This is a genomic window from Xenorhabdus sp. SGI240 (assembly GCF_040081915.1).
Classification (GTDB): domain Bacteria; phylum Pseudomonadota; class Gammaproteobacteria; order Enterobacterales; family Enterobacteriaceae; genus Xenorhabdus; species Xenorhabdus bakwenae.
Genome location: NZ_JBEBMB010000004.1, coordinates 149,369 through 162,283 on the forward strand (window position 1 = coordinate 149,369; position 12,915 = coordinate 162,283).

Here is a 12,915-nt window from a genome sequence, read left to right on the forward strand (position 1 = left end):
ACCCTTTTTTCTCTTTAAATTCATTAAGTTATTGGTGTAAAATTTTTTCATCCGACTCAGGTTATTCAGTTGTTTAAGCGACATCCTTTTCGCTATTTCCACCTTTTTTGTGATTGCTATATCTTCTGACTTTTCACTCGCTGCCACATCGCTTCCATTTCATCTAATGTAGCCGTTTCCAGTGACAATCCTTTGTCGAGGATCAATTTTTCGACATGACGGAAACGGTTTTCGAATTTCCGGCAGGCTTTTTGTAGTGCAATCTCCGGCTTATGCCCCAAATGACGGGATAAATTAACCACCGAAAACAGTAAATCTCCCAACTCTTCTTCCAATCGCTCTTTATCAACCACCGCCTGCTTCGCTTCGTCCATGACTTCATCAATTTCTTCATAAACTTTGTCCAGCACGGGACCAAGAGTATCCCAATCAAACCCGACCGAAGCGCAACGTTTCTGGATCTTATAAGCCTTCATCAAGGCCGGCAGACTGGCGGGAATATCATCCAGCACCGAATGCTGATCTTTTTCAGCCCGTTCTGCGGCTTTGCGTTGTTCCCAACTGCCTATCGCCTCTTCGCCGCTGATACCTGCTTGTTGATTGAAGATATGGGGATGGCGGCGCTCCAGTTTGTCACACACCGCCTCACAGATATCGTCAAACTCGAACTGTTGCTGTTCCTGCGCCATCTGGGCATAAAATACGATATGAAACAGCAGATCCCCCAGCTCTTCTTTTAGGGCGCTGACATCATTGCGCTCAATCGCATCAAGCACTTCATAGGTTTCTTCCAGAGTATAAGGGGCAATCGTGGCAGAGGTTTGTACTTTGTCCCAAGGACAGCCATCCTGAGGATGGCGCAACTGCGCCATTATTCCCTTCAGTCGTTCAATAGCGTTCGGTTTCATCTTAATCCATGTCTTAATCAATGACCGTGCAAGCGTCTGGCTTCAATCACATCAGACAACTGATTGAGCTTCGCCAATACCCGCCCAAGCACTTGCAAGTTATAAATTTCAATGTTCATATCAATGGTGGCAAGCTGTTGCTTAACATCACTACGGCTGCTGACGCCCAACACATTGATTTTCTCATTGGCGAGGATGGTCGTGATGTCACGCAATAATCCACTGCGGTCATTGGCAACAACGCGTACCACCAGTGAATAGCCGCTGGAATAACTCTCCCCCCACACGGCATCGACTATCCTTTCCGGTGAACTGGCTTCGAGTTCCGCCAACTGATCACAATCAGCACGGTGGATGGAGATCCCTCGCCCGCGTGTAATAAATCCAATAATTTCATCACCGGGGATAGGCTGGCAACAACGGGCAATGTGATGCATTAAGTTGCCTACCCCTTCCACGACAATACGGCCATTATTTTTGCTGGTATTACGGGGCGTATAGGTTTTGTTCTCCAGATTGCGAAGCGCTTCGCGATCTTCTTCTTCCGCCGTAATTTTATTGAATTTGCTTTGCAGGAAATTCACTAACTGGTGAATGCGGATATCACCAACGCCAATGCCCGCCAACACTTCTTCCAACGTGTGGACATTATAACGGGCAATCAGCTCTTTCTCTGCTTCCTTGACCGTGATCCCCAGATGGGCCAGTTCATTGTCCAGCATCTGGCGGCCGGCAATGATGTTTTTGTCACGATCTTGCTTACGGAACCAATTGTGGATTTTGGCGCGTCCACGGCTGGTCGTCACATAGCCAAGGTTAGGGTTTAACCAGTCACGGCTTGGATTTGGTTGTTTCTGGGTAATGATTTCAATCTGATCGCCCATCTGAAGCTGATAGCTGAATGGTACGATACGTCCACCAATTTTTGCCCCAATGCAGCGATGGCCGACATCACTGTGAATGTGATAAGCAAAATCCAACGGCGTGGAGCCGATTGGCAAATCAATCACATCTCCTTTTGGCGTAAAGACATAAACGCGATCGTCAAACACCTGACTGCGCACTTCATCCAGCATTTCGCCGCTATCCGCCATCTCTTCCTGCCATGCGATCAGTTTCCGCAGCCAGGCAATACGGCTTTCATAACTATCGGATTTACCACCAATCGCAGTGCCTTCTTTGTATTTCCAATGCGCCGCGACGCCAAGCTCTGCATCATCATGCATCTGACGAGTACGGATCTGGATCTCAAGCGTTTTGCCATTCGGTCCCAAGACGACGGTATGAATCGATTGATAACCATTCGGTTTCGGGTTGGCAACGTAATCGTCGAATTCATCCGGCAAGTGACGATAGTGAGTGTGCACTATTCCCAGCGCTCCGTAGCAATCCTGCAAACGCTCGACAACAATCCGCACAGCGCGCACGTCAAATAGTTCATCAAAGGCGAGGGATTTTTTCTGCATTTTGCGCCAAATGCTGTAAATGTGCTTCGGACGCCCGTATATTTCAGCCCGGACGCCCTCTTTCAGCATATATTTACGCAAAGTCGTTACAAATTTCTCGATATACTGTTCACGATCAATTCGGCGCTCATGCAGTAACTTAGCAATTTTCTTATATTCATCGGGATGCAAGTAGCGGAAACAGAAATCTTCCAGCTCCCATTTGAGCTGCCCAATTCCCAGCCGGTTGGCAAGCGGAGCATAGATATTGGAACACTCTTTGGCAGCCAGCACCCGCTCATCTTCACTGGCCTCTTTCACTTCCCGCAAATGGGCAATGCGTTCCGCCAGCTTGATAATCACACAACGAAAATCTTCCACCATCGCCAGCAGCATCCGGCGAACATTATCGACCTGTACCGAGCAAGTCGCATCGGTATGAGTGGCTTTCAGTTGGCGAATGGCATCCATGTCCAATACACCATGCACCAGATTCGTGATGGCCTTGCCAAATGTTTCTGTCACGGTTTCGCTATCGAGTAGTCCGGCATTAAGGATGGGAAAAAGCAGCGCAGCACGCATACTGTCATTATCCATGCTCAATGTGGACAGGATCTCCACCATTTCCACACCGCGCCATAGCAACAGCTCCGCATTAGGGTGACCCTGGACTTTTTCGTGACAATATCGCCAGGTTTCAACCAACTTTTCACTGGATTGTGGGTTAGTAATGTTTAAACTCGCGATCCACTTATTGACCGCAAATTCACCTGCCGGTGTGAGATGCGCACTTCTTACCGCAACCATAATTTCTCCCTACTCGATATCCATTGGCTCACTGCTGAACAGCGCCATAGACTCTAGATGGCCGGTGTGTGGAAACATATCCAGCATCCGCACACTGACAAGATGATAACCCGCCTCCAACAAGACCTTGCTATCCCGCGCGAGTGTTGTGGGGTTACAGGAAACGTAAACCACTTTTTCAGGGACCAATTTTACAATATGTGCCATAACACCCGCCGCACCAGCGCGGGCGGGGTCCAACAGCACTTTATTGAACCCTTGTGCGGCCCAGGGCTGTTGGTGAATATCCGATTCCAGATTTTCATGAAAAAAATCGACGTTATTAAGTTTATTGAGCCGGGCGTTATATTGCCCGCTCACCACCAGTTCAGCAACCCCTTCCACACCCACGGTTGCCTGTACTTTCGTGGCGATCGGCAGGGTAAAATTTCCCATGCCACAAAACAGATCCAATACCCTGTCTGTTGATTGTAAATCCAGCCACGCCAACGCCTGTGCAACCATTTGTTGGTTAACGGCATCATTCACCTGAATAAAATCTTGCGGGCTGAACACCAATTTCAATCCATTCACCTGATACCACGGTGCGGTTTGCCCTTCCATCAAGGGTTCAAGGGATTTTTCATCACCAAGCAGATAAATAGCGACATTGTACTGCACCGAAAAAATGCGCAGTGTTTCCTGATCTTCCTGCTTAAGTGGATCAAGATGGCGCAACACGACGAGTGGCCCACTCTCAGCCAGAACCAATTCCACATGCCCTAAGCGTTTTACTGCATACAGGCTATTCAGGCACTGGTACAGCGGCTGCAATAATTGTTCTAATTCAGGACGCATAACAGGACAGCGTTTAATATTCACCAAATCGTTGGTCTGACGCTGGCGAAATCCCATCAACAATGTCTGTTGTTTGGCGTGATATTGCAGGCCGAGCCTGGCCCTGCGCCGGTAGCCATATTCCGGGCTGCGAATGATGGGTTCGGCACTGATGCTAATTCCGGTTTCCCGTTGGATCAGGTGTTCCAGTACACTGGCTTTAGTTTTAACTTGCAGCTCAGTGGCAACGTGCTGTTGTTGGCACCCGCCGCACACTTTAAAATGTGGGCAGTGAGGTGCTACGCGCTGTGGGCTATCTGAGAGCCTTTTCACGACCTTAGCTTTAGCAAATTGCCGTTTTTCTTCTGTCAGTTGGATTTGTGCCTGCTCACCCGGCAATAATCCTGCAATAAAAATAGTTTTTCCCTGATGACGAGCAATGCCTTGCCCTTGTGCATCAAGGTTATCTGCGGTAACGGAAATAATGCCCCGGTTTACGGAACGACGATTTGGGGAGTAAAATTGCACCATGATTCTGACTGACGTTGAAAAATTGAGTTCTGATTTTCCCACAATGGACGCTTATGACCAAATATAGCCTACGCACCCGTATGATGAGCCTGATATTGGTTCCTGTTTTACTGGTCGGAACGCTTGTGAGTATATCATTTATCTCATACCGCTATTACGAGTTAAAGAGCCTGATAGTCCGCAGTGGGATCAGCATTATTGAACCCTTATCCATCGCCAGCGAGGTTGGCATTAATCTGGACAATTGCCAGCAAGTTGACGCACTGATAAACAGCCTGCACCGCCGAAACTCTGAAATTGTCAGGGCAATTGCGATCTTTGATAAGCATAACAAGTTATTCGATATTTCGAATGACAAGTATGATGTCAATCGCTTGAGGCTAACTGCCAACGAAGCCATGCCCACAACCTTGTCCAAAACGGAATACGGCAACAGTATCATCCTGAAGATGCCAATTATCTCAGAAACCGCTTCCCCTAACCCCTGGAACACTTCCACCAGCGATGCGCTGCCGGTTGGCTATATCGCGATTGATTTAGACTTACGCGCCGCCCAGCTCCAGCAATACAAGGAGATTGCCACCTCCATCGTTCTGCTGATTTTGTGCCTTGGAGGAACAGCACTGTTTGCCCATGTGCTGGTGCGCAAAGTCACCCAGCCCCTGAACTGCATGGTTGAAGCCGTTGATCGTATCCGGCAGGGACAACTGAACAGCCGCGTGACAGGCGCCATGCCCGGGGAGTTATCCGCACTCCAGAATGGTATCAACACCGTGGCAGAATCGCTCTCGAAATACAAAGATGAGATGCAGCTTCATATCGATCAAGCCACTTCCGACCTGCAAATTACGATGGAACAGTTAGAAATTCAGAATGTTGAACTGACTATCGCTAAAAAACGCGCCCAAGAGGCGGTCAGGATCAAAACGGAATTTCTGGCCAATATGTCCCACGAATTACGCACGCCGCTTAATGGCGTCATTGGCTTTACCCGCCAGATGTTAAAAACTCCCATTACACCACAGCAGATGGAGTATCTGTATGTCATTGACAGATCAGCCAATAACCTACTGAAAATCATCAATGATATTCTGGATTTCTCACGTCTGGAATCCAATAAGCTGGTATTGGATCAAGTCCCTTTTCTGCTAAGGGATACCGTCAATGAAGTTATCGAACTGCTAACACCGGCTGCCAACGCGAAAAATCTTCCCCTGCATCACCATATTGATGAGAAGTTACCCAATTTGATGATTGGCGATCCTATTCGCTTACAGCAAATACTGACTAACCTGATTGGTAATGCCATTAAATTCACGGATAAAGGCTCTGTCACGCTGGATATCAAATTACGCCAGCACCACCACCATCTTGTCCAGATCGATTTTACCGTGACTGATACAGGTATCGGTATCAAACCCGAATACCGTCCGATTCTGTTCCAGGCCTTCAATCAAGCAGATGCCAGCATTACCCGCCATTATGGGGGAACCGGACTGGGATTAAGCATCACTAAGCGACTGGTCAGTGAAATGAAAGGAGACATTGACTTTACCAGTGAAGTCGCTAAAGGAACGGTATTTTACTTTGATATCTGGCTGGAAAAAGAGGCGTATTCATTCGGGTCATTGCCAGAACATCGGCCAATCTGTTCTGCATCATCGCGTTTACCCATGACCGTTATGGCAGTAGACGATAATTCCGCTAACCTGAAATTGATCGGTACACTGCTGCATGAACTGGTTGAAAATACTTTTCTGTGCAGTAATGGCATGGAGGCGCTGGAAATAGCGAAACAGCATTCGCTGGATCTGATTTTGATGGATATTCAGATGGCAGATATGGATGGTATCCAAACCTCTGAGCAGATCCGACAATTGCCCCCGCATAAAGAGACGCCGATTGTGGCGGTTACAGCCTTTGCCTGCCACGAGGCGAAGAATGCACCGTTTATTGACTGTCTTTCCAAGCCCTTGGATGAAAACTGCCTGAAAGCATTGCTGAATCAATATTGCCCCCGGAAAAAACCACACGCTATTGACTGGGAGATGGCATTAAAGCAAACCGCTGGCAAAGAATCATTGGCGCGGGAGATGCTGGAAATGCTGGTAAAATCATTGCCCGACATGAAGGGAATGATTAAACAGGCTTTAACCACCGATGGTGAAGCAATCCGCAAACACTTTCTGCATCATGTCCACCAACTGCACGGCAGTTGTTGCTATAACGGTGTTCCTAAACTGAAAGCCATTTGCGAATTGGTTGAAAAACAACTGCAACAAGGGGTTGCCCTAACTGATCTGGAGCCAGAATTGCTGGAGTTTATGGATGAGATCAATCACGTCATAGCAGCCACTCCTGATGTACTTGAGGCGACAGTCCTGAAAGTGCCTTGTACCGTTGCTCTTGTACATGATGATTTAAACGCGATGGGGTAATGTGAAGAGTTTCAGCCGTTGGTTAACCAAGTTAAAGCATGACGGACTCATCACCACCTGTTTTTTTCAGCTCTCCATGTTATCGGCTAATGTATTAGCCCGATAACATGGAGAAGACAAGCGCAACGCGTCAGTATGGTTTTATTAAGCGAGAAACTCTTTTTGGCTGGCGATCAGTTTGGCACCACAAACGGTTTGCATTCCCTCTACGGCGATCGCTTTTCCATGACTCTTTAAATTTTCACTGCCTTCAACAATGGGAAACACACCCTCACATTTAGGGCATTCAACTAAATCCGTTTCTCCAGCAACAGGAATACCTTTATAAGTATAGCCACCCACAGCAGTAATGACTTTTCCACCGTGATCGGTAGTGTCATTTAATAAAATAACGGCTTTGTTTGCCATATTGAACCTCATGTATGAAAAATTTGGTTATTAATGATTGATATCAACCACAACATCAGAAACTATAAATAAATCATGGAATGTTCTGATGTTGAGGGGGTTTTAATAGATACTTATAACTATTCCCATTGGGATGTATTATTTATTTTCCAATAATCAATGGAGTCTCTGTTTAAATCTATTTTTCCATCTGGGTATTCAACTCTTGCATTTCCTCGAGGATATATTCCCGGAGGGTTTTCTGAAACAATTATTTTGGGCATTTTAGTTTCATCCAAAGTGGGCATGTAGGTAATTTTCCATTCACTTCCAGGAATCAAACTTAACCCGAACGAAGTTGTTCCACCTGATTCTCCATATAATCCTATTTGATTGGGCGTATCATAATCCTTTCGGAGAAAAGGATAAATAATTGGATTATAATTAATATAATTTGTGAATTTTTTCATCTCCTTAGGTTTTTTTGATTCATTGATATAAATCGTTATACCTGTTCCAGTGTAGGGCACAGCATCTTTTATTAAATGATTAACGTCAGTATACATAATAATGAATACAATAGTATTGATGTGCCATTGACACCAGCCACCCCCTTGAAGAGGTATTTTTTCCTTAAAATAACCAGTTGTGGGGTTTACTGAAATATTAACATCATCCCCTTGATGCCTAGGGGTATGATAAATAGCTCCTCCAGCAGTATTGTGAGTAGATAAACATTTATTTGAAATATATCTTCTCTTCAAAATAGGAGTAGTATTCGGAGGAATAACACCTTCAACTGTGATCCACTGATTGTTTTCAGGAGGTGAAAATGGTTCAGAATTATCTTTATAAGTTTGCCAAGTGTCCGAAATGGCATTAGATAAAAAATCACACCCTGTTAGGCACAAAGTGAGTGGTAATAATATAAATGGCATCAACTTTATCATACTCTCTACGATTCCTATCTTTATTTAGAATAACGTTGTAAGGCAATAAAGCCTCTTTCATCTTTTCGGGTTACTTCCAACGTAGTGGCCAATTGATTATCTATTTCTCTTAAGAAATAATATTCTCTGATTTTTTTTCTTTGAAATATTGCACGAATCGAATGCGGTTCACTTTCAAGAAATGATAAATCTTCCTGCTTACTTTGCAATTTTTTATCCGGTGAAAGAGTGCACAGCTCTCGTAATCTCTTATCAATATATTCAGCATATAAGGCGCTACTATGGTCAAGAAGACCTGTCCCTCGCTTACCTGTAGGATTTTCGTCACCCTCAAAAAATGAACGTATCTCTTGCTCTCTGTATTTATCTACTTTGGTCTGTTGTTCAATAAATTCTTTAGTCTCTTTTCGGTCATGCTCCCAATGATGAGATAATATGATAAACTCCCCACTTTTTGTTATGGATGAGATATGGCTAAAGTTGATGTGGTTTGTCGGTACTGTCACAAAACTGAAGAGGTTAAAGGGCATGGAAAAGGGCGCACTGGGCATCCGCGTTATCACTGTTATGCTTGCCGTAAAACCTTTCAACTGACTTATACTTATCAAGCCTGTCAGCCCGGCATGAAAGACCAGATTATTGATATGGCCATGAATAACGCCGGTGTCAGGGATACCGCTCGCGTCCTGAAGGTCGGCATTAACACGGTCATTCGCACACTAAAAAACTCACTCCCAGAAACATAACTACGCTGCCGCTTGCAGGGGGTGATATTCAGATTATCTGTAAAATAGACGAACAGTGGTCATTTGTCGATAACAAGCGAAATCAGCGTTGGCTCTGGTATGCCTGGGAACCCAACCTGAATCGGGTAGTGGCACATGTTTTTGGTGATCGTAGCCGGAACACGCTGAAAAAACTGCTGGCACTCCTGTCTCCTTTTAACATTCAGTTCTACTGTACGGATGATTATGCGGTTTACGATTGCCTACCTGAGGAAAAACACCTCACGGGAAAGAAATTTACCCAACGTATAGAAAGAACCAATCTCACCCTGCGTATTCGTATAAAAAGGCTGAATCGAAAAACGATAGGCGATTCCAAATCCGAAGAAATGCACGATAAAGTGATAGGAACGTTTATTGAGCGTGAATACTACTTTCTCTAAGCAATCTAACCATTGGAAGCATGACCGTTTTTTTCAGCTCTCCATGTTATCGGCTAATGCATTAGCCCGATAACATGGAGAAGACAAGCGCAGCGCGTCAGTATGGTTTTATTAAGCGAGAAACTCTTTTTGGCTGGCGATCAGTTTGGCACCACAAGCGGTTTGCATCCCCTCTACGGCGATCGCTTTTCCATGACTCTTTAAATGTTCACTGCCTTCAACAATGGGAAACACACCCTCACATTTGGGGCATTCAACTAAATCCGTTTCTCCAGCAACAGGAATACCTTTATAAGTATAGCCACCCACAGCAGTAATGACTTTTCCACCGTGATCGGTGGTATCGTTTAATAAAATAACGGCTTTAGTCGGTTTACTTTTGTTCATGTTTAATTTCTCCATTCGGATATTCAATCCATTTATTTTCTTTATCTTCGAATGATTTTCTAATTTTAGAGCTATCCAGTTTTGGGTTGTAATTAACATATCCATCATTACCTGCGTGCAACCATAGACGATATTTTGAATATTTTGCAGGGGATAAAAATGCAATTTCAGAATATTCACCTATATACTCTTCATATTCTGTATAAAAGTCAGGCGCATAGTCTATTTTATTTTCGATATCTTTTTCACTCGAGTAGCGTGATTTATTCATATCGTTTATATATACTGACAAAATTCCACTTACAAGAAATTTTGTTTGTTTGTTTGCAAGTGGATGCTGGGTGTAAACAAGCCCGATAGACATATTAGTCAGTTTCCAATCACACCACCCTCCTCCATTAAGCGGTATTCTGGTTTCAAATTTATTGTTATCTTTATATTGGATATCCCATTCTTCATTGGTATGCCATGGATCTCGCCCTGTGGGTATAAAGTCAGAATTTAAATGTAATGCAGTACATTTTTCGGAGGTATATCTGGCTCTAATTTTCGGTTCAGTATTGATAGGGAAAGCACCAGATACAATAACTGCCTGACCATCATTTTTTTGATTAAGCGGGAAGTATTCATCAAGTTTTTTGTTTAAACTTTCATTACACCCAGTCAAGAGTGGAATTAATGTAGAAACGAGAATAGTTTTTATTGTATTCATGTTAGATTAATCCTTACTATATATAATATAATAATTTATAGCACGCTTTCCTTCCTCACTTTTTTTACTGACTAATAAGGTAGATTCTAGCTGTTGTTCCAAACGTAAAAAGTATTGATGCATTGAGTAATCATCGTTATTTTCAAATCTATTTACTTTTAGCCCACTAAATTTCTGCTTATATTCATTGTCAAATTTTATTGTATTCTCAAATTTCTGTTTATCTTCTTTATAAAGAGCATTATGTTCAGGGATACATAGTTCAAAGAGTCTTTTTTTTATGAATTCCATATAGCTACCACTAAGATGATCCAAACCATAAATCAGGTCAAGACGTGACTGAATCGTCTTGGCTTTTTTAGGTTGTTTATTAAGAGGGAAATAATTATCTTCTGATGCTTTTTCTGGTAATAAAGCGGGAACTAAATAAAAATCAGCCTCAGCATATTTTTCACCCAACATAAAAACATTCTCTTCTATAGCACGACCTTTATAGAAATGAACTGTTTTTCCTTGATGTAAGAATACTTCTTTTGATTTCATATTGTTAATGACTTTTTGTATTTTCTCAGGAAATATTTTTCCCATTGGAAGTAACATTGCTTCTAAATAATACCCATGGAAATCCAAGCCATTTTGAAATAAAGAGTTATCCATGTCTCTTTCAAAAGGTACAGTTGGAACAGGGTCATTTTGATTAATGTGACGATAATGAATAATATTGTTTATTTCCATCACCGCGCTATAGGTAAATACCCTTGGCATTCCGTAAGTATATAAACAAGGATTGTATGCCCTAAGTTGAGCACTGTTGAGTAAAGCTAATGCCCCCCCTAAACTGTGGCCACAGATAAAAAGATCCTTGCCTTTTGCTAATTTTTTTATATCGTCAAATATATTTCTGCGAGTTATTTTATCTCCACTCTTAATTTCAATAACATTATTATTTACTGTCATAAAAGCCTGCCAGAATCCCTGGTGAGCTTTCCCTTTATTGAGATATTCTTCGGTTAAGGGGATTGGTTTAAATTCTAAATCAGTCAGAACATCCTGCCCTTGGGCTGTTCCCCGCCAACTGACAATTAATTCTTTATTATTCGCTACGTAAAATAACTGTGTATTTAAATTCTCAACTGTATCTATAAATTCAATACGGGTATAACGTTCACGGAAAGGTGCATCATACACTATCGGTTGGAACTTTTTTTGTTCAATTTGGTTAGGTAAACGAGATAAATCGAGGAGCTGTTCTTTAAAGAAATGAAAAACAGAACCACTGTATTCTTTAGTTTCGTCATCACCATTATCTGTAGCATTGGCATAAACCAACACGGACATTAAACCCTGATTATAGGCATTCACCAGTGAATACTCTTTTTGATGGTGCAATAACATCACCCAAGCCCGGAAAGGACAGACTTCCAATACCCAGCGTTCATCCATAAATACGGCACGAAATCCCTGAAATTTGTTATCAGAGAAGTGATATTTAGGGAGTTCATTTTCCTCCCAATTTTTAATTATTGGAGCCTGATCACAAAGATCGCCAATTTTAACATAGTGATAAGAATGCCCTTGCGCTTTAGCATTATGTCGAACCTTAGAACCCAGCGGTTCACGAACAGTTCTTAATTGTCTGAATTCCATCTCATCAGTGAGTTTCTGTGCATCAACCCAAAGTCTTACAGGCATGGGCGGTAAATTTTCTTCCCGCAAGAGTCCCTCCCCATCGGTAACACCTGTGCGGATATCTTTTTTATTTCCCTGACTTATCAGTTTATAAGGCATCCCCACCAATGCCTTACCCTGTTCATCCACAAGCTGAAATTCAATCCAGTGTTTCAGTATATCTTGGCAGTTAATGCAATCCGACTGTTCTAACTGACTCATTTTTTCTTCCTTAATGATAGATAATAGCGGGCGAGCCTTAAATTTCTTTTTTAAGCACAACCTGTTGGTTATTGGTAATAAAGCGCTCAACAGTCAGTTTATTCAGGTTCTGTTTTTCATCTCTTGCCTGTTTCAGCCACGCTACAAGGCTGTGCTGTAATTGCCCTTCCGGTTCATCCAGTTTCAGCGCCAATTCGGGAGTTTCTTCCCAAAGCTGGCAACTTAAGGCGTAAGCCAGATTCTTGAGGGCTGTATCGGTTGAGTAACGGGCTTCAATCAGGTGATCACCCAACACAAATAAATTCGTGTTCAGTTCCTGAGGACAATTTTCTGGTCGGTAATAGCAAATCGGGTTAGGCGTATCGATCATCAGTTCATTAACCGGTGTTAACAGTTCACGCCAGTCCCCCGATTTCAGGGCGGGCAACAATGGTGTGAAAATCCGGTTATCCATCAACCGCAACACCACCACCTGA

Annotated in this window: 11 protein-coding genes and 1 pseudogene; 2 read left to right on the plus strand and 10 right to left on the minus strand. The window is 43.2% G+C overall.

Going from position 1 to position 12,915, the window contains the following annotated elements; translation table 11 throughout:
* Positions 1 to 116 precede the first annotated feature (116 nt).
* Genes mazG through rlmD form a run of 3 tightly spaced genes read right to left on the minus strand, consistent with a single transcriptional unit; the run spans position 117 to position 4,507 of the window.
* Entirely contained in the window at positions 117 to 908 is a 792-nt protein-coding gene (gene mazG / locus ABLA76_RS01860) for a nucleoside triphosphate pyrophosphohydrolase (RefSeq protein ID WP_348986648.1), read from the minus strand.
* 17 nt (positions 909 to 925) lie between these two features.
* On the minus strand, positions 926 to 3,160 hold the full coding sequence (relA, locus tag ABLA76_RS01865) for a GTP diphosphokinase (RefSeq protein WP_348986649.1): 2,235 nt from the start codon (positions 3,158 to 3,160) through the stop codon (positions 926 to 928).
* A 9-nt stretch (positions 3,161 to 3,169) separates the two neighbouring features.
* Entirely contained in the window at positions 3,170 to 4,507 is a 1,338-nt protein-coding gene (gene rlmD, locus ABLA76_RS01870; protein ID WP_348986662.1) for a 23S rRNA (uracil(1939)-C(5))-methyltransferase RlmD, read from the minus strand.
* Between the two features lie 53 nt (positions 4,508 to 4,560).
* Here rlmD and ABLA76_RS01875 point away from each other — a divergent pair, with 53 nt between their 5' ends.
* Entirely contained in the window at positions 4,561 to 6,945 is a 2,385-nt protein-coding gene (locus ABLA76_RS01875; RefSeq protein ID WP_348986650.1) for an ATP-binding protein, read from the plus strand.
* 144 nt (positions 6,946 to 7,089) lie between these two features.
* On the opposite strand, the gene ABLA76_RS01880 is transcribed toward ABLA76_RS01875, so the two are convergent.
* The 3 genes from ABLA76_RS01880 to ABLA76_RS01890 form a co-directional block, all read right to left on the minus strand.
* Complete coding sequence (locus tag ABLA76_RS01880) at positions 7,090 to 7,353, minus strand: PAAR domain-containing protein (protein WP_348986651.1); 264 nt, start codon at positions 7,351 to 7,353, stop codon at positions 7,090 to 7,092.
* Positions 7,354 to 7,472: 119 nt separating this feature from the next.
* On the minus strand, positions 7,473 to 8,282 hold the full coding sequence (locus ABLA76_RS01885; RefSeq protein WP_348986652.1) for a hypothetical protein: 810 nt from the start codon (positions 8,280 to 8,282) through the stop codon (positions 7,473 to 7,475).
* Between the two features lie 20 nt (positions 8,283 to 8,302).
* Positions 8,303 to 8,788: a hypothetical protein gene (locus tag ABLA76_RS01890; protein ID WP_348986653.1), complete on the minus strand. Its 486-nt coding sequence runs from the start codon at positions 8,786 to 8,788 to the stop codon at positions 8,303 to 8,305.
* Here ABLA76_RS01890 and ABLA76_RS01895 point away from each other — a divergent pair.
* Positions 8,753 to 9,450, plus strand: a protein-coding gene (locus ABLA76_RS01895) for an IS1 family transposase (protein WP_348986654.1) whose coding sequence is annotated in 2 segments (ribosomal slippage) — positions 8,753 to 9,002 and positions 9,002 to 9,450 — 699 coding nt in all. Because the reading frame shifts where the segments join, the coding sequence is not laid out codon by codon here. The genes ABLA76_RS01890 and ABLA76_RS01895 overlap by 36 nt on opposite strands.
* Before the next feature lie 111 nt (positions 9,451 to 9,561).
* Here the strand turns inward: ABLA76_RS01895 and ABLA76_RS01900 are convergent.
* The 4 genes and pseudogenes from ABLA76_RS01900 to ABLA76_RS01915 all read right to left on the minus strand — a co-directional run.
* Positions 9,562 to 9,837: a PAAR domain-containing protein gene (locus ABLA76_RS01900; protein WP_348986655.1), complete on the minus strand. Its 276-nt coding sequence runs from the start codon at positions 9,835 to 9,837 to the stop codon at positions 9,562 to 9,564.
* Complete coding sequence (locus ABLA76_RS01905) at positions 9,824 to 10,549, minus strand: hypothetical protein (RefSeq protein WP_348986656.1); 726 nt, start codon at positions 10,547 to 10,549, stop codon at positions 9,824 to 9,826. Before ABLA76_RS01905 ends, ABLA76_RS01900 begins: the two co-directional genes overlap by 14 nt.
* 6 nt (positions 10,550 to 10,555) lie before the next feature.
* Positions 10,556 to 12,439 carry a lipase family protein gene (locus ABLA76_RS01910; RefSeq protein ID WP_348986657.1) on the minus strand — a complete coding sequence of 628 codons (1,884 nt, stop codon included), beginning with the start codon at positions 12,437 to 12,439 and terminating at the stop codon, positions 10,556 to 10,558.
* 37 nt (positions 12,440 to 12,476) lie between these two features.
* A pseudogene (locus tag ABLA76_RS01915) lies at positions 12,477 to 12,915 on the minus strand (DUF4123 domain-containing protein); the annotation flags it as partial.